We start from the raw sequence: 24,645 nt of genomic DNA, 5'->3' as shown, positions 1-24,645 counted from the left end.
CGAGTCGTTGCACGGTTGATGTGGAGAATGGGCCTCCTTTTGGGCTCCGCGTTTCCGATCGGTCAGCTTTCGGAACTCTTGCCGCCGGCGCGGGCCGACCCGGCCGTCGCCTTCACCCCGTTCGGGGCCCCGGCGGCCCCCGGCGCCTCGAAGGACTCCAGGGCCTCCAGGACGTCCTGGACCCGGGAGATCTCGGCGTTGATGTCCTCGCGCCGGCGGACCAGGATCTCCAGCTCGCGCTGGCCCTCGTCGACCGTCCGCTTGGCCTCGGCCTCCGCGTCGGCCCGTACCTTCTCCGCCTCGCGCTCGATCTCGGCCTTCTTCTGCCCGGCCTCCTTCAGCAGCGCCTCGGCCTTCTTCACCGCCGCGATCCGGACCCGGCCGGCCTCGCCGTTCGCGTCCGCGACCAGCTTCTCGGCCTTGCGCTCGGCCTCCTCGGCCTGCCGGGTGGCCGCCGCGACCAGCTTGTCCGCCCGCTCACCGGCCGCCTTCACGGTCTCCGCGGCCTCCCGGCGGGCCCGCTCGTGCAGTTGCTCCATCTCCGACTCGATGCGGCGGCGCAGCCCCTCGGCGCGCTCCCGGATGGCGGTGGCGTCCCGGCGGGCCTCGGCCAGCATGGTGTCGGAGTCGGTACGGGCCCGCTCGACCAGGCCGTTGCCCTCGGCGGTCGCCTCGTCGACGAGCCGGCCGGCCTCCCGGCGGGCGGCGCCCACCATGGTGTCCGCCTGCTCCTCGGCCGCGGTCGCCGACCGCAGCGCCTCCTCCCGCGCCTGCGCGACGAGCTGGTCCGCCTGCTCGGCGGCGTCCGACCGGCGCTGCGCCGCGGACCTGCGGGCCTCGTCCAGCGTCCGGTCGGCCTCCTCCTGGGCCTCCCGGCGCAGCCGCTCCGCGAGGGCCTCGGCCTCCGCGGTGGCGCGCTCCGTCTCCGCGCGGACGCGGGCGGCGTGCTGCTGGGCGGCCGTGACCGTCTCGGCGGCCTCCCGGCGCAGCCGCTCGGACTCCTCGCCGGCCTCCGACAGCAGCCGGTCGGCCTGCTCCGCGGCGTCCGAACGCCGCTTGTTGGCCTCCTCGCGGGACCGGGCGCGCAGCCGCTCCGACTCCTCGATCGCCTCCGAAACCGTCCGGTCGGCCATCGCCTTGGCTTCGTCGTTCTCCTGCCGGGCCTCCTGGCGGAGCCGGGTGGCGTCCTCCGAGGCCCGCTCCCGCTCGGCGTAGGCGTCGGCCCGGACCCGGTCCGCCTCGCCCTGGGCCTCCGCGCGGGTGCGCTCGGCCGCGTGCTCGGCGGCCGACCGCAACCCGGCGATCTCCTGCTCGGCCTGCTCGTGCAGCCCGGCGACGGAATCCCGCACCTGCTGGGCCGTCTGCTCGGCCGCGTCCACCATCTCGGCGGAGCGCCGCTCGGCCTCCCGCAGCAGCCGCGCCGCCTCGGACTGGGCCTCGTCCACCCGCTTGCGGGCGGAGGCCAGCAGCTCCTCGGACTGCTCGCGGGCGCGGCGCAGCTCCTCCTCGGCCTCCTCCCGGGCGTCCCCGAGGAGCTTCTCCGCCTCCCGGCGGCGGCGGGCCGCCTCCTCTTGGGCGGCGCCCAGCGCCTCGGCGGCCTCGGTGCCGAGGCGTTCGGCCGCGGCGGTCGCCTCGGCGCGGATGCGGTCGGCCGTCTCCTGGGCCTGGGCGCGCAGCTCCTCGGCCTCCGCGAGGGCGTCCGACCGCAGCCGCACGGCCACCGCCTCACCCTCGGCGCGCGCCGCGGAGGCGTCGGACACCGCCTCGCCGCGGACCCGCTCGGCCTCCTCCTCGGCCTGCTGCTGGAGCGCGCGCAGCCGCTCGGCGGCCTCGGCCCGCAGCCGCTCGGCCTCCTCCACGGCCTCCCGGCGCAGCCGCTCCGCCTCGCCGCGCGCCTCGCTCAGCGCCTCCTCGGCGGAGGCCAGCCGCTCCTCGGCCTCCGTGCGCAGCCGCTCCAGCTCGGCGGCGGCCTCGGCGCGCCGGTCGCGGGCGGCCTGCTCGGCCTCCTCCCGGAGCTGGGCCGCCTCCTCCACCGCCTGGTCGGCCGTCTTCCGGGCCTGGGCCAGCGCCTCCTTGCGCAGCTCCTCGGCCTCGCCGCGGGCGCGTTCCAGCGCCTCCTCGGCCTGCCGCCGCAGATTCGTGGCGCGCTCGATGGCCTCGGTGCGGACCCGCTCGCTGTCGGAGCTGGCGCCGTTGCGCAGCTCCTCGGCGTCCGACTTGGCCTGGGAGAGCAGCTCCTCGGCCTGGTTGGCGGCCTCCTCGATCCGCTGGGCGGCCTCGCGGCGGGCCTCGGTGCGCAGCCGCTCGGCCTCCGCGACGGCGTCCGCCCGCGCCTGCTCGGCCTCGCCGCGCAACCGTCGGGCCTCATCCTGGAGTTCGACCGTCTTGGCGCGGAACTCCTTCGTGTCGTCCTGGGCGGCGCCCTTGACCTGCTCGGCCGCGTCGGCGGCCTCGCTGCTCAGCCGGGCCGCCTCGGCCTCGGCCTCGCGGCGGATCCGCTCGGCCTCCTCGGTGGCGGCGCGCGTGGTGTCCTTGGCGTCCTCGGCGGCCTTCGACAGCAGCTCCTCGGCGCTGCGGGCGGCCTTGGCGAGCTGGGCGGCGGAGTCCTCGGCGACCTTGGAGCGGGCCGCCTCCTCGGCTTCCGCGCGCATCCGCTCGGCGGCCTCCTCGGCGTCCGCACGGATCTGCTCGGCCTCGGACTTGAGGGCCTCGGCCTCCTTGGTCGCCTCCGTCACCAGGCGGGCGATCTCGGCCTTGGCGGTGCGCGTCCGCTGCTCGTTGGCGGACTCGGCGCCGCTGAGCTTGCGGGCGGCCTCCGCCTCGGCCTCCTCCCGGAGCCGTTCGGCCTCGGCGCGCGCGGTGCGCAGCGCCTCCTCGGCCTCCTTCATGCGCTGCTCGGCCCCGCGGGTGAGCTCCGCGGACTGCCGGCGGGCCTGTTCCGACTCGCCGACCGTGGAGGTGCGCAGCCGCTCGGCGTGGTCGGCGGCCTCCTGGGCCTGGTTGGACGCGGCGTTCAGCAGCCGCTCGGCGTCCTGCCGGGCCCGGCGCAGCATCTGCTCCGCCTCGGAGCGGGCGGCCTCCGCCTGGCTGCCGAGCCGCTCCCGGGCCTGCTCGGTGAGGCGCTGCACCTCGCTGCGGGCGGCGGCCAGCGACTGCTCGGCCTCCGTCCGGGACTCCTCCAGCAGCCGGCGGGCCTGCGCCTCGGTACGGGCGCGGAGCTGCTCGGCCCAGGCGACGTTCTCGTTGACGTGCGCCTCGACGGTCCGGCGCCGCTCCGCCAGCTCCTCGTCCAGCCGGCGGCGGCGCTCCACCGCCTCGCCGTGGAGCTCGGCCTCCAGCCGGGCCTGGCGCTCGGCGGCCTCCTGGAGCAGGCGCTGGGTCTGGGCGCGCGCCTCGCGCAGCTCCCGCTCGGCGTCGGTGCGGAGCTGGTCGGCCTGGATCTGGGCGTTCCGCAGCAACTGCTCGGCCTGGTAACCGAGATCGCCGTGGTCGTAGGCGGGCCGGGACATGATGGTGCGGCGCGCCTCGTGCAGCTTGGCGCGCAACACTTCGACCTGGTAGCCGAGGTCGTCGGCGTGCTGGACGGCCTTCTCCCGCTCGGTCTTCAGCCGCTCCATCTCGGCTTCGAACTTCGAGAGGTGGTCGTCAGCCTCGTAGCGGTCGTAGCCCCGCACTGCGCGGTCCATCCGTCCCCTGGTCGCGTCGACACCGGCGCTGCCCTGCCCGATCAGGCGCCGGCCCGTTCTCCGATCTCACAGCCCTTCCGAGGAAGGTACGTTCCGGAACCAGGATGCCTTCAACGGGCGAAGGGTTGCCTGCCGGGACGTGCGCCTTCCGGGGAATGGTGTCAGATCGTCGGCGGGGAAGTGGGCACAGCCTGGAACGCCACGGGCCCCACAACCCCGGCCGAACGGCCACTCTACCGGCCGGGGGCAGGTGCGGTCAGTGGCCGTGACCGCCGGTGCCGCTCTCCGGGTCCCGGGCGGTGACGAGTTCCGTGAGCACGCCGTGACAGTCCTTCGGGTGGAGGAAGGTGATCCGCGAGCCCATGGAGCCGGTGCGCGGCTCGTCGTAGAGGACGCGGACGCCCTTGTCCCGGACGGCGGCGGCGTCGGCGTCCACGTCGGCCGTGCCGAAGGCGATGTGGTGCACCCCCTCGCCGTTCTTCGCCAGCCACTTGGCGACCGGCGAGTCCTCCCGGACGGGCTCCAGCAATTGCAGGTAGGAGGCGCCGCCGTCGGAGGTCCCGCTGATCCTCAGCATGGCCTCGCGCACCCCCTGCTCCTCGTTGGTCTCCGTGTGGTGGACCTCGAAACCGTAGGTCGCGCGGTAGAACTCGACCGTCCGGTCGAGGTCGAAACAGGCGATTCCGATGTGGTCGATACGGGTCAGCATGGGTCCAGTGCACCGCCCTCCGCATGACTACGCAACGTGCGCGCGATCACACCCACCGACCGGTGACCCGGGCCGGTACCGCTCAGTACATTGAGGTGAACCCTCGTTCACCTCCGCGGGACCGCCGCGCCCCGGAAGGCTGCTCCCGTCCGAAAGGACCGCTTCATGACTGCCACGACCGGTACCCCTTCCGTGATCGTCGCGGGCGCCCGCACGCCCATGGGGCGTCTGCTCGGCTCCCTGCGCGGTTTCTCCGGCGCCGACCTCGGCGGGGTGGCCATCAAGGCCGCCCTGGACCGGGCGGGCATCGGCGGGGACCAGGTGCAGTACGTGATCATGGGGCAGGTGCTCCAGGCGGGTGCCGGGCAGATCCCCGCCCGGCAGGCGGCCGTCAAGGCCGGCATCCCCATGAGCGTCCCCGCGCTGACCGTCAACAAGGTCTGCCTCTCCGGGCTGGACGCCATCGCGCTGGCCGACCAGCTCATCCGGGCCGGCGAGTTCGACGTGGTCGTCGCCGGCGGCCAGGAGTCCATGACCAACGCCCCGCACCTGCTGCCCCGGTCCCGCGAGGGCTACCGGTACGGCGCGGTGGAGGTGCTGGACTCGATGGCGCACGACGGGCTGACGGACTCCTTCGAGCAGGTCGCCATGGGTGAGTCCACCGAGCGGCACAACGCCCGGCTGGGCATCGGCCGCGCCGAGCAGGACGAGATCGCGGCGGCCTCCCACCGGCGGGCCGCCGCGGCGCGGAAGAACGGCCTCTTCGACGCGGAGATCACCCCGGTGGAGGTCCCGCAGCGCAAGGGCGACCCGGTGATCTTCTCCGAGGACGAGGGCATCCGGCCCGACACCACCGCGGAGTCGCTGGGCAGGCTGCGTCCCGCGTTCGCGGCGGACGGCACCATCACCGCCGGCTCGGCCTCGCAGATCTCCGACGGCGCCGCCGCCGTGGTCGTGATGAGCCGCGCCCGCGCCGAGGAGCTGGGCCTGGAGTGGATCGCCGAGATCGGCGCCCACGGCAACGTGGCCGGACCGGACAACTCCCTGCACTCGCAGCCCTCGGGCGCCATCCGGCACGCGCTGGGCAAGGACGGTCTGACGGTGGACGACCTCGACCTGATCGAGATCAACGAGGCGTTCGCGGCGGTCGCCGCGCAGTCCATGAAGGACCTCGGCGTCGGCCCCGAGAAGGTCAACGTCAACGGCGGCGCGATCGCCCTCGGTCACCCGATCGGCATGTCCGGCGCCCGCATCGTGCTCCACCTGGCCCTGGAGCTGCGGCGGCGCGGCGGCGGCACCGGAGCGGCGGCGCTGTGCGGCGGCGGCGGACAGGGTGACGCCCTGATCCTCCGGGTGCCGGGGAAGTGAGCGGCGCCCCGGCCGCGGGGCCCGTGCCGGCGTGAGCCGGGGCCCGGCGGCCGGGGCCGGCGGGGGCGCAACACGGGGTGGCGCCTCACCGGGTGACGATCCCCGGAACGCCGTCCGGAGCGCGTCCGGCCCGCCGGATCGCCCGCCCACGGGAACCGCCCGGCCCCGCCGCCGGAAGTGGCCTCATCGGATCTCCGCCGCCGGTGCACCGGGACGGCGGCGGAGATCCGATGAGGGCGTGGAGGGAGTGGCGGGATTCCGGGGAGATGTCCCGGAGAGGTCTCCCCGGTATTCCCCCGCGGATTTCACAGGAGACCCCGGCACCCCCGGCGGAAACTCCGCCGGGATTCCACCGGAATTCCACGGCACTGCCACATGCCACGGGGATGCCCCGCGCATTGCACGGAGAATGCATGGAGAACCCGGTCCGCAGAGATCACGGAGAGACACTCCGCACAGATCCCGGAGAGATACGGAGCACCGAACCGATGGTCGACGTCCCCACCCTGGTCGAGCAGGCGCGGGAGGGCCGCCCGCGCGCCGTGGCCCGGCTGATCTCCCTGGTGGAGGGCGCGTCGCCGCAGCTCCGCGAAGTGATGGCGGCCCTCGCACCGCTCACCGGCAACGCGTACGTCGTCGGGCTGACCGGCTCGCCCGGTGTCGGCAAGTCCACCTCCACCTCGGCGCTCGTCTCCGCGTACCGCAGGGCGGGCAGGCGGGTCGGGGTCCTCGCGGTGGACCCCTCCTCGCCGTTCTCCGGCGGCGCGCTCCTCGGCGACCGGGTACGGATGGGCGACCACGCCTCCGATCCCGGCGTCTACATCCGCTCCATGGCCACCCGCGGCCATCTCGGCGGCCTGGCCTGGGCCGCGCCGCAGGCGATCCGCGTGCTGGACGCCGCCGGGTGTGACGTGGTGCTGGTGGAGACCGTCGGCGTCGGCCAGTCCGAGGTGGAGATCGCCTCCCAGGCCGACACCAGCGTCGTGCTGCTCGCCCCCGGCATGGGCGACGGGATCCAGGCCGCCAAGGCGGGGATCCTGGAGATCGGTGACGTCTACGTGGTCAACAAGGCCGACCGGGACGGCGCCGACGCCACCGCCCGCGAGCTCAACCACATGCTGGGCCTCGGGGAGGCCCGCGCCCCCGGCGACTGGCGGCCGCCGATCGTGAAGACCGTCGCCGCGCGGGGCGAGGGGCTCGACGAGCTGGTCGAGGCGCTGGAGAAACACCGCGCCTGGATGGACGAGCGGGGCGTCCTCGGCGAACGGCGCCGCGCCCGGGCCGCCCGCGAGGTGGAGACCATCGCCGTGACCGCTCTCCGGGAGCGGATCGGCGACCTCCGCGGCGACCGGCGCCTGGAGGCCCTCGCCGCGCGCATCACCGAAGGCACGCTGGACCCCTGGACGGCGGCGGACGAACTGGTCGCGGGGGTCACCGAGAACGGATGACCGAGAACGGATGACCGAGAACGGATGACCGAGAACGGATGACCGAGAGCGCATGACCGGGAGCGCATGACCGAGGGCCGGGGCCGGTGTGGGGGAGGGGCGGCGGGGCCGGGGGACCGGCCGGTGGCCTGCGTCCCACCCGGCCCCGGCTGCCTTGCCCGGCCGGGCCGTCTCGCCCAGCCGGGCCGTCTCACCCGGCCTGGCTACCTTGCCCGGCCCGGCTACCTCGCCCAGCCGGGCCGTCTCACCCGACCCGGCTGCCTTGCCCGGCCCGGCTGTCTCGCCGGGCCGGGGTGCCCGCCGGCGGGTCCCCGGGTGGCCGCCGCCGCGGGGTGCGCCGGTCAGCCGTTCCCGCCCGGTGCCGCGGTGACCTTGCCGTTCCCGGCGTCGACCAGCAGATCGCGCGTGGTGCCGTCCTTGCCGAGGACCTCGACCTCCCAGGCGCCGTCCCGGCCCACGGCCCGGTCGCGGTCGTCGGCGTCGGTCCCGTCGTCGTCGGCGTCCTCGAACTCGACCGAGGTGACCGTCCCCGGAGCCTTCTTCAGCGCGGCCTCGGCGGCCCCGCCCAGGTCCGTCCCGGCGCCCGCGATCGTCTTCCGCTCCGCCTCGTCCTCGGCGCGGTCGTCGGCCTCGGTCTCGCGGTCCTCGGTGGAGCCGAGCACCTTGCCGCTGCCCGCGTCGATCCGGACCTCGTAGCTGGTGCCCTGGCCGCCCAGCACGCCGACCTCCCACACCGGACCGGAGGCCTCGGACTCCAGTTCGGCGGAGTCGGCCGTGCCCCGGTGCTTCTCCAGGGCCGCGCGGACGGCCTCGGCCACGCTCAGCTTCACGCCCTCGGCGTTCCGGGGGGTGTCGTCGCGGTCGTCCCCGGCGCGGTCCCGGTCGTCGTCCCGGTCCTGATCATCGTCCCGGTCGTCCCGGTCGTCGCGGTCCCCGTCGTCGTCGCCGGCCGCCGGGGCGCCCGCCGGGGACGTGTCCGCGGCCCGGTCGCTCCCGCCCCCGCCGCCGGTTCCGGCCACGGCGAACGCCGTACCGCCTCCGGCCAGGGCCAGCGCCGCGACCGACGCGATGACGAGGTTCCGCTTCCTGGGTGTCCTGGACGTCGTGGATGCCATGACTGCCTCCTCTGGGTAGGTGCGGGTGACCGGCGGGTTGTACCGATCGGGTGTTCGAAGTCGATCGGTCCGGCCCGCCGGCCGGTCCGTCCGGTGGGGTCCGGTGCCCGGCCCCGCCGTGGTGATCCCACCGTGCCGGAACGTTGCTGAAGCCCTCCTGAAGGCGGCTGAAGTTTCCTTCAGGTCCGGTGCGCGAGACTGGGGGTGTGCGTCTGTTGATCGTGGAGGACGAGAAGCGCCTCGCTCTGTCGCTGGCCAAGGGGCTCACGGCGGAGGGGTTCGCCGTGGACGTGGTGCACGACGGCCGGGAGGGGCTGCACCGCGCGCTCGAAGGCGTGTACGACCTGGTGGTGCTGGACATCATGCTGCCCGGGCTGAACGGCTACCGCGTCTGCGCCGCGCTGCGCGAGGCCGGCGCCGAGGTGCCGATCCTCATGCTGACCGCCAAGGACGGCGAGTACGACGAGGCCGAGGGGCTGGACACCGGCGCCGACGACTACCTGACCAAGCCGTTCTCCTACGTCGTCCTCGTCGCGCGGGTGCGGGCCCTGCTGCGGCGCCGGGGCCGCACGGCCTCGCCCGTCCTCACCGCGGGATCCCTCACCGTCGACACCGCCGCCCGGCGCGTCCGGCGCGGGGACGAGGAGATCGCCCTCACCGCCAAGGAGTTCGCGGTGCTGGAACAGCTCGTGACCCGCTCGGGCGAGGTCGTCTCCAAGAGCGAGATCCTGGAGCACGTCTGGGACTTCGCCTACCAGGGGGACCCCAACATCGTCGAGGTCTACGTCAGCGCGCTCCGGCGCAAGCTCGGCGCCTCCCGGATCGCCACCGTCCGCGGCGCGGGATACCGGCTGGTCTCCGATGGCTAGGCGCGTGCGCGGCTTCCGGTCGGTGCGCGCCAAGGCCGCGCTGGGCGCCACGCTGGTGGTGGCGGCGGCCCTGGTGGCGGCGGGGATCGCGGTGCTGTGGGTGCTCCGCGCCGAGCTGGTCGGCAAGGCCGACCTGGAGGCGCGGCTCGCGGCCCGGGACGTCGCCGCCCAGCTGGCCACGGGGGAGTCGTACGACGGGCTGGAACTCCCCGACGAGGAGACCCCGGTCCTCGTCGTCGACGAGGAGGGCCGCCTGCGCGCCTCCACCGAAGGGCTGGAGGCGGTGCACGGCACGGGCGACGACGGGGCCGTACCCGCCCGCGCGGCCGGAGGCGGCGACGGGGGCGGCGGGAACCACGCCGGGCCGGCGGACGGTGACGGTGACGGCGACGGCGACGGTGACGGCGACGGTGGCGGTGACGACGACGATCGGAACGGTGCGGACGGGAGCGACGACGGGAACGGCCCCGGCGAGGTCTCCGACGACACCGAACTCCGCTCCGGCACCGCCACCGTGGACGGCGGGACGGCGGACTACCGCTTCGCGTCCGTGGAGGCCACCACCCCGCGCGAGGTGTCCCTGACCGTCCACGCGGGCGCGCCGCTCACCACCGAGCAGGACGCCGTGGGCACCGTTCGCACCGCGATGCTGGCCGGCCTGCCGGCCCTGCTGGCCGTGGTGGCCGGGGCGACCTGGCTGACCACCCGGCGGGCGTTGCGCCCGGTGGAGGGCATCCGCGGTGAGATGGCCGCGATCACCGCCTCGGCCGATCTGTCCCGCCGGGTGCCGGTGAGCGACTCCGGGGACGAGGTCGAACGGCTGGCCCGGACCACCAACGAGACGCTGGCCGCGCTGGAGGCCTCCGTGGAGCGGCAGCGGCGGTTCGTCGCCGACGCCTCCCACGAGTTGCGGTCCCCGATCGCCAGCCTGCGGACGCAGTTGGAGGTCGGCGAGGCCCATCCCGGGTTGCTGGACGTGCCCGGCGCGGTCGCCGACACGGTGCGGCTCCAGGGGCTCGCCGCGGACCTGCTGCTGCTGGCCCGGATGGACGCGGGGGAGCGGCCACCGGAGACGCGGGTGGACCTCGGCGGCCTGCTCCGCGAGGAGGTGTCACGGCGCCGGGACCCGGTCCCGGTGCGGGTGGTGATCCGGGACGGGGACGGCCCCGGTCCGGGCGGGTCCGGAGAGGCCGGCGGGCACGGCGGGGGCCGGGCGGACGGCGGCTCTCCCGGGCAGGGCGGCGGAGCCGGGGAGTCGTCCGAGCGCGGCCCCGGCGGGCCTCAGGAGCCCCGTGGACCCCAGGAACCCGGCGGGTACGCGGTCTCCGGCTCGCGGAACCGGCTGGCGCGCGTCCTGGGCAACCTCCTGGACAACGCCGTCCGTCATGCCCGGACCGAGGTGTCGGCCGTCCTCCGCGCGGAAGACGGCCACGCGGTGCTGGAGGTGTCCGACGACGGCCCCGGCGTACCGGCGGACCAGCGGGAGCGGATCTTCGACCGGTTCGTCCGGCTGGACGACGCGCGCAGCCGCGACGACGGCGGAGCCGGACTGGGCCTGGCCATCGCCCGCGACATCGCGGTGCGCCACGGCGGCACCCTGGAAGCGGCCGGCGGTGCGGTGTTCCGGCTGCGGCTGCCGCTGGCCGGGTGACGGTCCCCTCGCCACCGCCGTCCCGGCCCCTCCCGGCAGGTAAGTGACCCGGTTCCCCCCCCCGGAGTTCGGGTCTCACCCCGCCTGGGCCGTGTCCGTCTCCGTGTCCGGGTGCGGGGTGGCCCAGTCGCCGAGGAAGCGGAGCGCCCTCGCGGTCGCCGAGCCCGGTTCGGCGTTGTAGACGCAGAGGGTCTGGCCCGGGCTGCCGGGGATGGCGAAGGACTCGTAGGCGAAGGTGAGGTCGCCCGCGTCGGGGTGGTGGTAGCGCTTGGTGCCGTGGGTGCGCAGGAGCACCCGGTGGTCGTTCCACCAGCCCGTGAACTCGGGGCAGCCGAGGGTCAGTTCGCCGACCAGATCGGCCAGGCGCCGGTCGCCGGGGTGGCGGCCGGCTTCGAAGCGCAGGATGGCCACGGTGTCCGCGGCGAGCCGTTCCCAGTCGAGGCAGCGCTCGCGGGCCTCCGGATCGAGCAGTGTCCACCGGGCGAGCTGCCGCTTCGTCGCGGGGAGGGCGTCGAAGTCGGTGAGGACGGCCCGCGCGAGCCGGTTGGACGCGAGCACCTCGGTACGCCTCCCGAGCACGAACGCCGGCACGCGTTCGAGGGCGTCCAGGGTCAGGCCCACGCCCGGCCGTATCCGCTGCGGAGGCTCGGGCGTGCGGCGGGCGCCGCGCTTCCGGGCCCACAGGCCGGACAGGTACTCGCGCTCGGTCTCATCCAGGCGCAGCGCGCGGGCCAGGGCGTCCAGCACCTCCGGCGAGGGATTGGCGGACCGCCCCTGTTCGAGCCGGGTGTAGTACTCGGAGCTCACCCCCGCCAGCCGCGCGACCTCGTCACGGCGCAGGCCGGGGACCCGGCGGGCGCGCCCGTCGTCGGTCAGCCCGGCCTCGCCGGGCGTGAGCCGGGCGCGCCTGCCGCGCAGGAAGTCGGCGATCTCCTTGGTGTGCTCCACCGTTCCAGTATCGGCGCCGGAGGCAGGTCGAACCACCGCAAAGTGGCCCTGTCGGTACCAGCCCCGGGAGGGACCGGCACACCGCTTTCCGAGCGGCCGGGCGGTGGTTGTGTGGAGGAGCCGGGAGCCCCTGACCGGGCCCTCGCGCCGGCGGAGGACCCGGACCGGGCCCTCGCGCACCAGCGGACCACGAAAGGCTGACACTCCCATGACCACCAAGACGGTTCCGACCACCAAGACGGTCCTCTCCTCCCTGGAAGGCCGTGTCGCCGTCGTCACCGGCGCCTCGGGCGGGATCGGTGCCCACACGGCGGAGGTGCTCGCCTCCCGCGGCGCCAAGGTCGCCCTGCTGGCACGGAGCACCGACAAGCTGGAGAGCCTCGCGCGGCGGATCACGGCCGACGGCGGCACGGCCCTCGCGCTGACCGTCGATGTGACCGACCCCGACGCGGTCGTCCGGGCCGCCGAGCGGATCCGCGCCGAACTCGGCCGCCCCAACCTGGTCTTCAACAACGCGGGCATCATGCTCCCGGGACCGGTGACCGAGCACCGCGCCGACCAGTGGCAGCAGCAGGTGGACATCAACATCACCGCCGCTCTGACCACGCTGAACACCTTCGTGGACGATCTGGTCGCTGCAGCCGCGGCGGGGGAGCCCGCCGATCTGGTCAACACCTCGTCGATCGCCGCGCAGTACCTCTTCCCGACCTTCGCGGTCTACGGGGCGAGCAAGGCGTTCGTCTCCCACCTCACCCGGCACCTCCGGACCGAACTGGGGCCGAAGGACGTGCGGGTCAGCGCCCTGGAGCCGGGCATCGTCGGCACCGACCTGTGGGAGAAGGTGACCGATCAGGGCGCCCGGGACTGGTACGCCGGGGCGGAGGGGGACATCGAGTTCCTGCGGCCGCAGGACATAGCGGAGATCGTCGCCTTCACCGCGGCGCTGCCCCGCCACGTGAACCTGCAGCAGGTGGCCGTTCTCCCCACCCGCCAGGGCTGGCGGGGCCGCGTCCGGGGGCCGTCCTGCCCTCGTCCCGCCGTCCTGGCGGCCGTCCGCGCGGACCGGGCCCGCCACCGCACGGGGCGGCCACGGAACGGCATCGGAACGGCCCACCGCGCGGAGGGCCCGGGTGGACACAGGACGTCCGTGGCGACCGGCCGTACGGCGGCGCCACGGACGATCCGGAGCCGTGGCCCCTCGGTCTCACGCTCGCGGGGACGCCCCGGACCCGGAAGCGGTACGCCCGCCTCCTCCATGGGTCCGGGGGTGTCCCCCGGCCGGGGTCACCCCGCCCGCTGCTCGCGGAGGTGTTCGGCGACGGGGGTGAGCGTCCTCCGCAGCGCCTCCAGGTCACCGGCCGGCATCAGGTCGATGAAGTGGCGCCGTACGGAGGCCACATGGTGCGGCGCGACCTCCCGCATGACCTCCGCCCCGTGGTCGGTGAGGACCGCGTACAGGCCGCGGCGGTCGGACTCGCAGTTCTCCCGGCGGACCAGACCCGAGGTCTCCATGCGGGTGATCTGGTGCGAGAGTCTGCTCTTCGACTGGAGGGTGGCACCGGCCAGATCGCTCATCCGCATCCGCAGCCCGGCGGACTCGGAGAGGTTGACCAGGATCTCGTAGTCGTTGATGGTCAGGCCGAACGGCTGCAGATCCTTCTCCAGTTGGTGCGTCAGCAGTCTGCTGACGTCCAGATGGGTGCGCCAGGCGCGCTGTTCCTCATCGGTGAGCCAGCGGGTGGCCGTCTCGGTCTCCATATGTATATTCTACCCAAAGAAAGTTGAATTACGGACCAATGGCGGACTGCCCCCGCCGGCGTTCTCGCCCCCGGCCGGATCAGGGCAGGTGTTCGGATTACGTTACATTCCGCGTGGCGCTGCTCACAGACCGAAGCGGCGTTGCAGACCCCCCAGGCCGCCGGGGGACTGCGGCCCTCCGGGGGTTCCCGGAGCACCGGACGGCCCCGCCCGGTGGCCGCCGCCCGGCACCCCCGGCTCCCCGGGGACGCCGCCCGTCGCGCGCTCGTCCAGCAACTGCTCCGTGGATTGCAGCAGCACCTGACCGGCGCCGGTGAACTCGAACTGGTGCTCCTCGCCGGACGCCCCGCCGATCCCGGTCAGCGCCCGGACGCCGCCCAGCACCCCGCGGAGATATCCGTGGTCGTAGTGGTGGCACGGCGAGGGGCAGTCGGCCCAGCCCACCAGCGCCTGCGGGTCCACCCGGATCGGTGGTTCCACGAAGACCACCGGGCCGTTCGAGGCGGCCACGAACTTCCCCGTCCCGATCAGGGTGAGGAAGCCCGGGATGATCGACTGCTTGAGCGACAGCCCCGGCTGGAAGGCCAGCAGGTTCCCCGACCGGATGGTGAGGTTCCCGTCCTCCAGGTCGAAGGAGTTGACGTCGAAGGCCCGGTCGGCGAGGAGCATCCGGCCCCGGCCCTCGGCCACCACCCAGTCCGCGGCGTGCAGCGGGGAGTGGAAGCTGCCCGCCACCAGCCGGTCGAGACGGCCGTGGCCGACGCCGTCGAAGGTGATCTCCCCGTAGTAGGCGATCATCTTCCCCTTCTGGAGGAACCACTGGCCGTCCAGCGCCACGCAGAAGGTGTAGGCGTCCACGTTGTCGTCGGCCGGCAGGGTCTGCGGGTCGTACACCACCGGGCCGGTCACAGCTTCTCCTCCGATGCCTGGACGTACACCATGCCGCTTCCCGAGAGTTCGAGCTGGAAGGCCTCCCCCGAGCCGCGGCCGACCAGTTCGCGCCAGCCCAGCGCCGCGGTGAGCTTGTTGCGCACGTCCCCGTGGTGCGCCACGTACGCCTGCGGGTCGACGCGCACGGGCCGGCCCGTGCGGATCGGCAGCTCGATCACCCCGCCGTGCGCCATCACCGCCACCGAGCCGTGGCCGCTGAGCGCCGTGGTGAACAGGCCCTGGCCGGTGACCTGCCCGCGCACCATGCCCATCACCCCGCCCTGCGAGCCGAGGAACACCGTCTGCCGGCCCAGGGAGCCGTCGAAGGCCAGCAGCCGGTCCGCCTCGACGTGGAGGGTGTCCCCGGAGAGCTCGATGACCTGGATCTCGTGACCGCCGTGGCCGAACATCACCGTGCCGTCGCCCTCGACGGTCATCAGCGGTGCCGCCTCCCCCGCCACCCGGCGGCCGATCATCGACAGCACGCCGCCCTGCCCGCCGGTCAGATCGGGGGTGAAGGTGACCTGACCCCGGTAGGCGATCATGGCCCCGCGCTGGCTGAACAGCTTCGTGCCGGGCGTCACCCGCGCCTCGACCAGCTTCGCGTTGATCTCCCGGAACGCCATCAGAGCTGCCCCCCGACCGTGTTCCGCTCGCTGGGCTGCACCCAGACCAGGCCCTCACCCTCGAAGCGGATCTGGAACGCCTCCCCGGAGCCCTCACCGATCACGGTGCGGAAGGTCACTCCCGTCTGCAGCTCCTGGCGCAGCTTGCCCGTGTGGGCGACGTACGCCCCCGGGTCCACCCGCAGCGGATGGCCGGGCGCCACCCGGAGCACCACGGCCGGGCCGTCGGAGGTGATCGCCGCCTGGCCGGTGCCCTCCACCACCGTGGTGAACAGCCCGTTCCCCTGGGACGCCCCGCGCAGCCCGGTGAAGACCGTGCCCGTGCGGAGTCCCGCGTCGGCCGCGAGCAGATTGCTCGCCTCCACATGGAGCTTCTCGCCGCGCAACGGGACCAGGTTGATCTCCGTGGCCCGGTCGGCGAACCAGCAGGTGCCCTCCCCCCGTACCTCCATCATCTCCATCTGCTCCCCGGTGAGCCTGCGGGTGACCATCCCCCGCAGGCCCTCGCCGCCCCCGGTCAGCTTCTTGAAGTCCATCCGGCCGTCGTACGCGATCATCGCGCCGTTCCTGGCCTTGACGGACTCCCCGGCCAGGTCGACGGCGAGTACTTTGCTGCCTTGCAATCGGAACTGCGCCACGCCCTGACCGTATCCGCAGCGGGGGCCCTCCCGACAGGGTGTCTCCGGCAGGAGGCGGTCCCGGCTCCTGCCGGAGACACCTCGCCGGCTCCGGGCCGTGGCGCCGGCGGCGCCCCCTCGGACGCGCCCCACCCGCCACCCCGGCGGCCCTCCGCCGGGCCCTGCTGTCAGAATGGGACTGCTTGTGCAGCCGTTCACAAGCTCCGCCACCCCGGCCGTCCGCCGACACCCCGGCGCGGCCGTACCGTCCGCCAGAGAGGTTCCCCGTGGACATCAAGACCGCCGCCGCGATCCGCCGGCTCCGTATCGTCTCCGCCGTCGAGGCCGTCTCCTTCCTCGTCCTGCTGGTCTGCTCGGTGCTCAAGCGCACCACCGAGTTCAACGCCGTTCCGGTGATGGGCGCGGTGCACGGCCTGCTGGTGGTCGTCTTCCTGGTGGTCCTGGCCGACGCCTGGAACCGGGCCAAGTGGCCCGTGAAGAAGCCGCTGCTCTACACCGTGCTGTCGGTGATCCCCGTCGGGGGCTTCTACGCCGAGCGGCTGCTGCGCCGCGAGGAGGAGGCCGGCGCCATCGCCGCCCGGGCCCGCCGTGAAGGCGTCGTCAACGCCTGACCGGACGGGGGTACGTCCGCGCCCTGCCACCGGCCTCCGCCGCCGGCCGGGAGGGGACGGTGGTCCGGGCCGCCATGGGGCCGCCCGTCGCCGGCCGTCGGCCTCCGCCCCGGGGGCGCGCTGATCCGGTTCGCCGGGAGGCCGCCCCCGTCCGGCGGGGGCCGGTGGCCCGGGTCTCGGCTGCCGGCGTCCGGCGCTGCTGCCCGAGAGGGTTCCTGATGCTGCTGCCCGCTGTGGCGAACCGGCCGGTCCGGATTCGCCGTGAGGCTCCCGGGCCCGGCCGGACGGGAGGCGCCCCACCCGGCCACGGCGTCGGGCGTCACCCCGCCGCCAGGGCGATCCCCAGCGGTGTGCGCTCGTACAGCACCTGGTGGCCGTAGCGGTGCGAGGTCAGCAGTCCGGCGTCGCGCAGCGCCGACAGATGCGCCGAGACGGAGGAGGGGGCCAGGCCCAGCCGCCGGGCCAGACCGGTGGTGCTCGCCGGCTCCTCCAGCGCGGTGAGCACGGCTGCTCGGCCGCGGCCGAGCAGCCGGGCCAGCACCTCCGGCGGATGTTCGGCGGGGCGTTCCCACAGCCCGCCGGCGCCCCGCGCCGGGTAGACCAGCGCCCGCCGCCACGGGGCGCCGGCACCGGCCAGCGGGTCCGGCCGGCAGAACACGCTCGGCACCAGCAGCAGCCCGGCGTCCTCCGGTTCGGGCGGCCCCGGCTCGGCGTTTGCCACCGTCAGCGCCGATACGGAACCCGTCCACCGCACGTGCGGGTGGAGTTCGGCGAACAGGGCCTCCGGCCCGCCGTCCGACAGGCGCCGGGCGTGGAAGGCGGTGTCGGCCTCCAGGAGGTCGTGCAGGCGCGGCCAGTCCGGCTCGATCAGTGCCCGCCAGGCCAGCTCCAGCAGGTCGGCCAGTTCCTTCACGGCCCGGCCCGGGTCGTCCAGCATCCGCCGTCCGCGCAGGCTGCCGGCCGCGCCCGGGGTCCGGGTCAGCGCGTGCTCCAGCTGCCCGCGGGCCAGGGCCGGGTCGGCCGTACGCACCCGGGACAGCTCGTCGTCGATCCGGGTGTACGGATCCTCCGGACGGGGGGTGAGGAAGCCGGGGGCCGGGCCGCCCACGGGGGTGAGGAGCGCCAGCGGAGCGAGGTCCAGGCCGGTGGCCGCCACCTGGATCCGGCGCAGCCAGGGCAGCCGCGTGCCGGGCCCGCCCGGGCGGTCCAGGGCGCGCACCGCGCTCAGCGTCTCCCACAGCGGGGAGACCGCGAACCGGCAGCGCGGGACTCCGCCCGCTCCGAACCGCAGCTCGTACGACGCGCCGCCTGACATGCCCGACATTCGGTCCGCCCTCCGCCGGAGTTGCCGGCCGCCCCGTCTTCGGCCGTGTCCGAAACCATGTCGGCAATGATCTACCCCACCGTCCGTGTCACATGCCTGGCCGACCGTGACGTACCGCCGTGTTGACGGCGGTGGGGGGTGGGTGGTGGGGGAGCGTGGCCGGGCGGTGGAACGGGGGCGGTGGCCGGGCTGCTCCGGTGCCGTCCGGGACCGTCCACGGTGGCGCGTGCGGGCACGGCGACCGCTATGCGGAACGGAGCTGACCGCCCTGTGGAGGGCCGCTAAGGTCGAGGCGTGCCGAAGCCGCTCAGCCTGTCGTTCGATCCGATCGCCCGAGCCGACGACCTCTGGAAGCAGCGATGGGGGTCCGTGCCGTCCATGGCGGCCATCACCTCGATCATGCGGGCCCAGCAGATCCTGCTCGCACAGGTGGACGCCGTCGTGAAGCCGTACGGCCTGACCTTCGCCCGCTACGAGGCGCTGGTACTGCTCACCTTCAGCAAGGCCGGGGAACTGCCGATGTCCAAGATCGGCGAGCGGCTGATGGTCCACCCCACCTCCGTCACCAACACGGTGGACCGGCTGGTCCGCTCCGGCCTGGTCGGCAAGCGGCCCAACCCCAACGACGGACGCGGCACCCTCGCCGCCATCACCGGCAAGGGACGCGAGGTCGTGGAAGCCGCCACCCGCGACCTGATGGCGATGGACTTCGGCCTCACCGCCTACGACGCCGAGGAGTGCGGCGAGATCTTCGCCCTCCTCCGCCCGCTGCGCGTCGCGGCCGGCGACTTCGACGAGAGCTGACCCGGCACGGCCGGCTGCCGGCTCCACCCGCCCGGCGCCACGTTCCCCGCCCGGCGCCAGGGGCCCCGCCCGGAGGCCGTGGTCCCCGGCGGCAGCCAGGGTCCCCGGCGGCCACCGCGGGCCCTCCGGTTAGGCTCGACGCCATGAAGAAGAGCGTGCTGACCCGGTACCGGGTCATGGCCTACGTCACCGCCGTGATGCTGCTGGTGCTCAGCACCTGCATGGTGTTCAAGTACGGCTTCGGCCAGGGTGAGGACCTCACCTTCCTGGTGTCCCAGACCCACGGTCTGCTGTACATCATCTACCTGGTCTTCGCCTTCGACCTGGGGTCCAAGGCCAAGTGGGGCTTCGGCAAGCTGCTGTGGGTGCTGCTCTCCGGCACCATCCCGTTCGTCGCCTTCTTCGTTGAGCGCAAGGTCACCCGTGAGGTGGAACCGCTGGTCACCCGCGACGGCCCGGTGGTGGCGCAGGCCTGAACGGCCGCGCGCCGGGCCCGCGGGGGCGTCCGGCCTTTCGGGGGAGACGCGGGCGGCCGGGTGCCGTCCCGTTCCGCCGGGGGCCGGGGGCGGTCGCGCCCGGGGTGGCCGGGAGGCCACCGCGGACCCCGTCCGGCCCGCGGGATCCTCCGGCGGAGACGCGCGCCGCTGCCCCGGGGATGGGACATCCGTCACACGGACGTTCGGAGGGCCCCCTCCGGCGGTGGTCCGGGGCGCTTGGCGGCGGTGGCCGGAACTCCTCCCGGGTGTGGTGACGTCCTCCCGCGCCGCCCGGTGACCGCGCCTCCCGCGGCGACGCGTCCCGCAGTCGCCCTCGCGCCGGGACAGCCGCGACGCCGCAGGTGAGAGAGGTGCCGGCGGCTGCCCGGGCAGCGCCCGCCCGCCGCGCGGGCCCCGCGCCGGGAAGCGCCCCCCGCCCGTCGCGCGCGCCTCACGGATGGCCGGCACGCGGTGTGCCACCGGCCGGGGGCTGTTCCCCAGCGGCCGGCCCCCTCTTTCTCCCCATGTCCCCGTGACGCTCCCGTGTCCTCACCGGCGGCCCGCCGCCGTCGACAGTTACTAGGACGTCCAAGTAAATTGGCGGGTATGGACTCCGACGCGATCGCAGAAGGCCGCCACCGCTGGCAGGCCCGTTATGACGCGGCCCGTAAGCGGGACGCGGACTTCACGACGCTCTCGGGCGACCCGGTCGACCCCGTGTACGGCCCGCCCCCGGGCTCCACCGTGCCCGGGTTCGAGCGGATCGGCTGGCCGGGGGAGTACCCCTTCACCCGGGGGCTCCACCCCACCGGCTACCGGGGCCGGACCTGGACCATCCGGCAGTTCGCCGGGTTCGGCAACGCCGGCCAGACGAACGAGCGCTACAAGATGATCCTGGAGGCCGGGGGCGGCGGCCTCTCGGTCGCCTTCGACATGCCCACCCTGATGGGCCGCGACTCCGACGACCCCCGCTCGCTCGGCGAGGTCGGCCACTGCGGGGTGGCCATCGACTCCGCGGCCGACATGGAGGTCCTCTTCGACGGCATCCCGCTGGGCGAGGTCACCACCTCCATGACGATCAGCGGCCCCGCCGTCCCCGTCTTCTGCATGTACCTGGTCGCCGCCGAGCGGCAGGGCGTCGATCCGGGCGTCCTCAACGGGACGCTCCAGACGGACATCTTCAAGGAGTACATCGCCCAGAAGGAGTGGCTCTTCGAGCCCGAACCCCATCTGCGCCTGATCGGTGACCTGATGGAGCACTGCGCGCGGGGCATCCCCGCGTACAAGCCGCTCTCCGTCTCCGGCTACCACATCCGGGAGGCGGGCTCCACCGCCGCGCAGGAGCTGGCCTACACCCTCGCCGACGGCTTCGGCTACGTCGAGCTGGGTCTCTCCCGCGGCCTGGACGTCGACGCCTTCGCGCCCGGCCTCTCCTTCTTCTTCGACGCGCACCTGGACTTCTTCGAGGAGATCGCCAAGTTCCGCGCCGCCCGCCGCATCTGGGCCCGCTGGATGCGGGACGTCTACGGCGCGACGACGGACAAGGCGCAGTGGCTGCGGTTCCACACCCAGACGGCCGGGGTGTCGCTCACCGCCCAGCAGCCCTACAACAACGTCGTGCGGACCGCCGTGGAGGCGCTCGCCGCGGTCCTCGGCGGCACCAACTCGCTGCACACCAACGCCCTCGACGAGACCCTCGCGCTCCCCTCCGAGCAGGCGGCGGAGATCGCGCTCCGCACCCAGCAGGTGCTGATGGAGGAGACGGGCGTCGCCAACGTCGCCGACCCGCTCGGCGGCTCCTGGTACGTGGAGGCGCTGACCGACCGGATCGAGGCCGACGCCGAGAAGATCTTCGAGCAGATCATGGAGCGCGGCCGGCGGGCCGTGCCGGGCGGCGAGCACCCGATCGGGCCGATCACCTCCGGCATCCTCCGCGGCATCGAGGACGGCTGGTTCACCGGCGAGATCGCCGAGGCCGCCTTCCGCTACCAGCAGTCGCTGGAGAAGGACGAGAAGAAGGTCGTGGGCGTCAACTGCCACACCGGCTCCGTCACGGGCGACCTGGAGATCCTGCGCGTCAGCCACGAGGTCGAGCGGGAGCAGGTGCGCACGCTGGCGGAGCGCAAGGCGGCCCGGGACGACGCCGCCGTCCACGCAGCCCTGGACGCGATGCTCGCCGCCGCCCGGGACGGCGGGAACATGATCGGGCCCATGCTGGACGCCGTACGGGCCGAGGCCACACTCGGCGAGATCTGCGGCGTCCTCCGCGACGAGTGGGGGGTCTACACCGAGCCGGCGGGCTTCTGACCCCGGCCCCGCGGCCGTCCCGGCGTACGGCGCACCCGTCCGCCGGGGCGGCCGGAACGGGCACCTTCGGGGCGCTTTTCCGATCGGCGCCCGAAGAGGGGAGGATGTACCCATGCAGCCACGGAACATGTCCATGAGTGGAGTGGTCGACCTCGCCGCGGTGAAGGCCGCCGGGGAGGCCAGGCAGAAGGCGCAGCAGGCGCGCGCCGAGGCGGCCCGCGAGGGCGGGCCGGCCGCCGCGCCCCAGGCCACGGTGATCGACGTCGGTGAGGCCGGCTTCGAGCAGGAGGTGCTTCAGCGGTCCGCTCAGGTGCCGGTCGTCATCGACTTCTGGGCCGAGTGGTGTGAACCCTGCAAGCAGCTCAGCCCGGTACTGGAGCGGCTGGCCGCGGAGTACGCCGGCCGTTTCGTCCTCGCCAAGATCGACGTCGAGGCGAACCAGATGCTGTTCCAGCAGTTCGGGGTCCAGGGCATCCCCGCCGTTTTCGCGGTGGTCGGCGGCCAGGCCCTGCCGCTGTTCCAGGGGGCGGCCCCCGAGGCGCAGATCCGGCAGGTGCTGGACCAGCTGATCCAGGTGGCCGAGGAGCGGTTCGGCATCGTGGGCGGCGCCGCGGGGCCCGTCCCCGAGGGCGAGGAGGCGGCCGCGCCCGCCGTCCCGGAGGACCCGGCCCTCGCGGCGGCGCACCAGGCGCTGGACGCGGGTGACCTGGGCGGTGCCATCCAGGCGTACCGGAACGTGCTGAGCGACGACCCGGCCAACACGGAGGCGAAGCTGGGGCTGGCCCAGGCCGAACTGCTCCAGCGGGTCGAGGGCGCCGACCAGCAGGCGGTCCGCAAGGCCGCGGCCGACGACCCGGCCGATGTGGACGCGCAGATCGCCGCCGCGGACCTGGACCTGGTCGGCGGGCATGTCGAGGACTCCTTCGGACGGCTCGTCGAGACGGTGCGCCGCACCGTGGGCGACGAGCGGGAGCGGGCCCGGCTCCGGCTGCTGGAACTCTTCGAGGTCATCGGCCCGGACGACCCGCGGGTCACCAAGGCGCGGGGCGCCCTGGCGCGCGTGCTGTTCTGACCGTTCGCCGTTCCGTGCGCCGTTCCGTGCGCCGTGCCGTTCCCGGGGCGGTGGTCTCCCGGGGCGCCTGCCGGGTCCGGCCGGCGCCCCGGCCGTCCGGTCCGGAGAACTGAGGCCCCGTCGCGCCGAGCGCGGGAAGGGCCCGCGGTCCCCCGGAGGGCGCGGGCCCGGGCGGGGTCGGGCGGCGGAGCGCACCCGGGCGCCCGGCGTGCACCCCCGGCGCCCGGGACGGCCCGACCCCCCTTCCGCGGAAAGCGAGTTCGCGCCGCCGAAGTCCTTTCCGGGGCAGCGGAGTCGCGGGTGGGCCGCGCCGGGAGCGGAGCGCGTGACCCGGGAGCGCGTGACCCGGGAATGCGGAGCGGTCCGCCGGCGGTGGGCCGAGGGGGCGGGGAGGGGGCGGGGGAGGGGCGCGCCGCCGCGAACTCCCGTGCCCGGCGCGGCGTTTACCGTGCGTGACGGCCCGCGGCCACAGGGGTTGTCTCTCCCTAACCCTTGGCCGGAACTTCACACCCCACCGGGCGCACTTTGCCAAAACTTGGCTTTCTTCCGTGATGTTACTGGCAGTAAGGGACGGCGGGTGTTCTGTCCGTGTACGTCCTTCCATTCCGGAAGTTCCCTGACGAATGGTGGCGACCGACAGTGCCGGTTCCGGCCGCCGGAAGCCGCCTTGGGTCACCATCTCATTACTCGTAAGTAACGAGCCCCTTGTGTGGCGGGCGGATATGCACGACGATCGGCCACGCTCGGTCCCGTCCCGCGACGCCGCAGCCAGCCGGCGCCACGGGTCTTTCGGGTCCCCACCGGGCAGGCCGGCCTGGGTGATGCCGGCCTTGGACAGGGGGGTCCCTGCCGTGGGCAGGGCCTGTCCAGCAGGTCGCGCGCGAGCGCGGCCAGTGGTTGTCGCTCGGGGGTGATCGCGGTATTTCGGGCACGTTCGTCTCCGGGTACGGCGCTCCCCTTCCCGAGGACGTAGCACTTCTCCCATCCCAGGCCAGGGGCTCCCCCGGCCGGAGATGTACGTCCGAGAAGGAGGAAATTGATGGAGTCCCAGGTGCGTGGCGGGACCAGATGGAAGCGGTTCGCCGTCGTGATGGTGCCGAGCGTCGCCGCCACCGCCGCGGTGGGGGTGGCACTCGCACAGGGTGCGCTGGCGGCGTCGTTCAGCGTCTCCGGCCAGTCGTTCAAGGTGTCCGCGGACAAGCTCGAAGGCGAGGGCTTCGTCCAGTACGGGGCGATCGCGACGGGCAAGACCCTGGACGGCAAGGACGCGGCTCACCCGGTAGCCGTCTCCGCGTTCAAGCACGCCGAGCTCACCAACATGTGCCAGTCGGTGGTCACACCGGACATCCCGATGGTCGGTTCGGTGTCGCTTCAGCTGAAGGCGGGTGGCAACGGCACCGCCGTGGCCGCCGACAACCTTTACGTCGACATCGCCGACCTGAAGGCCAACGCCACCTTCACGGACATCAACATCGGTGTCGCCGCCGGGTCCAGCACCAAGGGCCCCGGCATGAAGGGCGGCAAGGAGCAGGCGAACCCCTATGGATTCGCCCAGGAGGCCAGCAAGGCCGTCCTGACCGATGTGAAGCAGACGGCGTGGGCGACCAGCGCCGGAACCTTCAAGCTGAGCGGCCTCTCCATGAAGCTGCACAAGGGCGTCAAGGAGTGCTACTAAGCACTCGCCCGGGCGGGCGGGGGCCGGCGTGCCCGCCGCCCGCCCGCTGTCCGCCCCCTCCGGAAACCTTCGAGCATTCCCAGGCAATGCCCGTATCAGGGAGCTGTTTTCCATGAGCGCCGAGTCACCGGGTCCGAGCGGCCGATTCCACCACTGGAGGCTTCGTTTCCGCGCCTGGCGCGGCACCCGGCCCTTCTGGGCGGGCCTGCTCACCCTGCTGGGCGGGCTCCCGATCGCGTACTTCCCCTACGCGAACCTGACCGTCGGGCAGTTGACGATCCGTATGGCGACCACGGCCGGCGCCGGTTCACTGGTCATCGGCGTCCTTCTCGTGGTCCTCGGACTGACCATGTGGTACCAGTCCGCGGTGAAGAACTTCGCGGGCGTCGCGGCGATCATGCTCGCGCTCGTCTCGCTGGTCGTCTCCAACGTCGGAGGCTTCCTCCTGGGCTTCCTGCCGGCTCTCATCGGCGGCGCCCTGTCCATCGCCTGGGCGCCCGGGCAGCCCCGCCCCGAACCCGCCGCCGGTCCCGCGCCGGAGAAGGCGGACCCCACCGCCGTGCCGGCCCCCGCGGCCGCCGGGGCCGGGGGCGACGACGACACCAACGGGAGGCACCGTGCGGGCTGACG

At 74.2% G+C, this 24,645-nt stretch carries 20 protein-coding genes and 1 pseudogene; 12 read left to right on the top strand and 9 right to left on the bottom strand.

What is annotated here, in order from left to right; genetic code table 11:
* Positions 1-62: 62 nt before the first annotated feature.
* Positions 63-3,674, bottom strand: a complete 3,612-nt coding sequence (gene scy, locus HCK00_RS09625) for a polarized growth protein Scy (RefSeq protein ID WP_168101611.1) — start codon at positions 3,672-3,674, stop codon at positions 63-65.
* A 268-nt stretch (positions 3,675-3,942) separates the two neighbouring features.
* Entirely contained in the window at positions 3,943-4,395 is a 453-nt protein-coding gene (mce, locus tag HCK00_RS09620) for a methylmalonyl-CoA epimerase (RefSeq protein WP_168101407.1), read from the bottom strand.
* 165 nt (positions 4,396-4,560) lie between these two features.
* Here mce and HCK00_RS09615 point away from each other — a divergent pair, with 165 nt between their 5' ends.
* Complete coding sequence (locus HCK00_RS09615; RefSeq protein WP_206320140.1) at positions 4,561-5,763, top strand: acetyl-CoA C-acetyltransferase; 1,203 nt, start codon at positions 4,561-4,563, stop codon at positions 5,761-5,763.
* A gap of 488 nt (positions 5,764-6,251) precedes the next feature.
* On the top strand, positions 6,252-7,211 hold the full coding sequence (gene meaB, locus HCK00_RS09610) for a methylmalonyl Co-A mutase-associated GTPase MeaB (RefSeq protein ID WP_168101406.1): 960 nt from the start codon (positions 6,252-6,254) through the stop codon (positions 7,209-7,211).
* A 341-nt stretch (positions 7,212-7,552) separates the two neighbouring features.
* Here meaB and HCK00_RS09605 read toward each other — a convergent pair whose 3' ends face one another.
* On the bottom strand, positions 7,553-8,326 hold the full coding sequence (locus HCK00_RS09605) for a PepSY domain-containing protein (protein ID WP_168101405.1): 774 nt from the start codon (positions 8,324-8,326) through the stop codon (positions 7,553-7,555).
* Between the two features lie 206 nt (positions 8,327-8,532).
* Here HCK00_RS09605 and HCK00_RS09600 point away from each other — a divergent pair, with 206 nt between their 5' ends.
* Entirely contained in the window at positions 8,533-9,195 is a 663-nt protein-coding gene (locus HCK00_RS09600; protein WP_168101404.1) for a response regulator transcription factor, read from the top strand.
* A gap of 4 nt (positions 9,196-9,199) precedes the next feature.
* Positions 9,200-10,846, top strand: coding sequence for a sensor histidine kinase (locus tag HCK00_RS09595; RefSeq protein WP_311765238.1), 1,647 nt, complete (start codon positions 9,200-9,202; stop codon positions 10,844-10,846).
* Between the two features lie 75 nt (positions 10,847-10,921).
* On the opposite strand, the gene HCK00_RS09590 is transcribed toward HCK00_RS09595, so the two are convergent.
* Complete coding sequence (locus tag HCK00_RS09590) at positions 10,922-11,794, bottom strand: helix-turn-helix domain-containing protein (protein ID WP_168101402.1); 873 nt, start codon at positions 11,792-11,794, stop codon at positions 10,922-10,924.
* A gap of 208 nt (positions 11,795-12,002) precedes the next feature.
* Here HCK00_RS09590 and HCK00_RS09585 point away from each other — a divergent pair.
* Positions 12,003-12,716 (top strand): annotated as a pseudogene (locus tag HCK00_RS09585) (SDR family oxidoreductase); the annotation flags it as partial.
* 362 nt (positions 12,717-13,078) lie between these two features.
* Here HCK00_RS09585 and HCK00_RS09580 read toward each other — a convergent pair.
* The 4 genes from HCK00_RS09580 to HCK00_RS09565 all read right to left on the bottom strand — a co-directional run bounded on the left by HCK00_RS09580 (position 13,079) and on the right by HCK00_RS09565 (position 15,746).
* Positions 13,079-13,552, bottom strand: coding sequence for a MarR family winged helix-turn-helix transcriptional regulator (locus tag HCK00_RS09580; RefSeq protein ID WP_168101401.1), 474 nt, complete (start codon positions 13,550-13,552; stop codon positions 13,079-13,081).
* A 123-nt stretch (positions 13,553-13,675) separates the two neighbouring features.
* Positions 13,676-14,461, bottom strand: coding sequence for an AIM24 family protein (locus HCK00_RS09575; protein ID WP_168101400.1), 786 nt, complete (start codon positions 14,459-14,461; stop codon positions 13,676-13,678).
* Positions 14,458-15,108 (bottom strand): AIM24 family protein, encoded by a 651-nt coding sequence (locus tag HCK00_RS09570; RefSeq protein WP_168101399.1) that lies wholly within the window; start codon positions 15,106-15,108, stop codon positions 14,458-14,460. The genes HCK00_RS09575 and HCK00_RS09570 overlap by 4 nt, the downstream gene beginning before the upstream one ends.
* Positions 15,108-15,746, bottom strand: a complete 639-nt coding sequence (locus HCK00_RS09565) for an AIM24 family protein (protein ID WP_168101398.1) — start codon at positions 15,744-15,746, stop codon at positions 15,108-15,110. The genes HCK00_RS09570 and HCK00_RS09565 overlap by 1 nt, the downstream gene beginning before the upstream one ends.
* Before the next feature lie 266 nt (positions 15,747-16,012).
* Between HCK00_RS09565 and HCK00_RS09560 the strand changes: the two genes are divergently transcribed.
* Complete coding sequence (locus tag HCK00_RS09560; protein ID WP_168101397.1) at positions 16,013-16,357, top strand: DUF3817 domain-containing protein; 345 nt, start codon at positions 16,013-16,015, stop codon at positions 16,355-16,357.
* A gap of 319 nt (positions 16,358-16,676) precedes the next feature.
* On the opposite strand, the gene HCK00_RS09555 is transcribed toward HCK00_RS09560, so the two are convergent.
* Complete coding sequence (locus tag HCK00_RS09555; protein WP_240965431.1) at positions 16,677-17,681, bottom strand: ArsR/SmtB family transcription factor; 1,005 nt, start codon at positions 17,679-17,681, stop codon at positions 16,677-16,679.
* Between the two features lie 294 nt (positions 17,682-17,975).
* On the opposite strand from HCK00_RS09555, the gene HCK00_RS09550 reads away from it, so the two are divergent.
* From HCK00_RS09550 to HCK00_RS09520, 6 genes are all read left to right on the top strand, one after another.
* Positions 17,976-18,485, top strand: coding sequence for a MarR family winged helix-turn-helix transcriptional regulator (locus tag HCK00_RS09550; RefSeq protein ID WP_168101396.1), 510 nt, complete (start codon positions 17,976-17,978; stop codon positions 18,483-18,485).
* 143 nt (positions 18,486-18,628) lie between these two features.
* Entirely contained in the window at positions 18,629-18,961 is a 333-nt protein-coding gene (locus tag HCK00_RS09545; protein ID WP_168101395.1) for a DUF3817 domain-containing protein, read from the top strand.
* Between the two features lie 606 nt (positions 18,962-19,567).
* A complete protein-coding gene (gene icmA / locus HCK00_RS09540) occupies positions 19,568-21,268 on the top strand; it encodes a coenzyme B12-dependent isobutyryl-CoA mutase large subunit (protein ID WP_168101394.1) in 1,701 nt (566 codons plus the stop codon).
* A 112-nt stretch (positions 21,269-21,380) separates the two neighbouring features.
* Positions 21,381-22,340 carry a tetratricopeptide repeat protein gene (locus HCK00_RS09535; RefSeq protein WP_168101393.1) on the top strand — a complete coding sequence of 320 codons (960 nt, stop codon included), beginning with the start codon at positions 21,381-21,383 and terminating at the stop codon, positions 22,338-22,340.
* Positions 22,341-23,379: 1,039 nt separating this feature from the next.
* Positions 23,380-24,015: a DUF6230 family protein gene (locus HCK00_RS09525; protein ID WP_168101392.1), complete on the top strand. Its 636-nt coding sequence runs from the start codon at positions 23,380-23,382 to the stop codon at positions 24,013-24,015.
* 112 nt (positions 24,016-24,127) lie between these two features.
* Positions 24,128-24,643 (top strand): DUF6114 domain-containing protein, encoded by a 516-nt coding sequence (locus tag HCK00_RS09520; protein ID WP_168101391.1) that lies wholly within the window; start codon positions 24,128-24,130, stop codon positions 24,641-24,643.
* The last annotated feature ends 2 nt before the right edge of the window (positions 24,644-24,645 follow it).

Origin of the sequence: Streptomyces zingiberis, assembly GCF_012034935.1 — a bacterium.
In the GTDB taxonomy this organism is placed as follows: domain Bacteria; phylum Actinomycetota; class Actinomycetes; order Streptomycetales; family Streptomycetaceae; genus Streptomyces; species Streptomyces zingiberis.
The sequence above is the reverse complement of the archived record's forward strand: the minus strand, read 5'-3'. Positions and strand labels throughout refer to the sequence as shown.

What these genes read in the sequence shown, in the direction of transcription:
- HCK00_RS09535 (WP_168101393.1), top strand. Translation starts at nt 21,381, where the DNA reads ATGCAGCCACGGAACATGTCCATGAGTGGAGTGGTCGACCTCGCCGCG.
- mce (WP_168101407.1), bottom strand. Translation starts at nt 4,395, where the DNA reads ATGCTGACCCGTATCGACCACATCGGAATCGCCTGTTTCGACCTCGAC.
- HCK00_RS09580 (WP_168101401.1), bottom strand. Translation starts at nt 13,552, where the DNA reads ATGGAGACCGAGACGGCCACCCGCTGGCTCACCGATGAGGAACAGCGC.
- meaB (WP_168101406.1), top strand. Translation starts at nt 6,252, where the DNA reads ATGGTCGACGTCCCCACCCTGGTCGAGCAGGCGCGGGAGGGCCGCCCG.
- HCK00_RS09545 (WP_168101395.1), top strand. Translation starts at nt 18,629, where the DNA reads ATGAAGAAGAGCGTGCTGACCCGGTACCGGGTCATGGCCTACGTCACC.
- icmA (WP_168101394.1), top strand. Translation starts at nt 19,568, where the DNA reads ATGGACTCCGACGCGATCGCAGAAGGCCGCCACCGCTGGCAGGCCCGT.
- HCK00_RS09525 (WP_168101392.1), top strand. Translation starts at nt 23,380, where the DNA reads ATGGAGTCCCAGGTGCGTGGCGGGACCAGATGGAAGCGGTTCGCCGTC.
- HCK00_RS09615 (WP_206320140.1), top strand. Translation starts at nt 4,561, where the DNA reads ATGACTGCCACGACCGGTACCCCTTCCGTGATCGTCGCGGGCGCCCGC.
- HCK00_RS09570 (WP_168101399.1), bottom strand. Translation starts at nt 15,108, where the DNA reads ATGGCGTTCCGGGAGATCAACGCGAAGCTGGTCGAGGCGCGGGTGACG.
- HCK00_RS09605 (WP_168101405.1), bottom strand. Translation starts at nt 8,326, where the DNA reads ATGGCATCCACGACGTCCAGGACACCCAGGAAGCGGAACCTCGTCATC.
- HCK00_RS09520 (WP_168101391.1), top strand. Translation starts at nt 24,128, where the DNA reads ATGAGCGCCGAGTCACCGGGTCCGAGCGGCCGATTCCACCACTGGAGG.
- HCK00_RS09555 (WP_240965431.1), bottom strand. Translation starts at nt 17,681, where the DNA reads ATGTCGGGCATGTCAGGCGGCGCGTCGTACGAGCTGCGGTTCGGAGCG.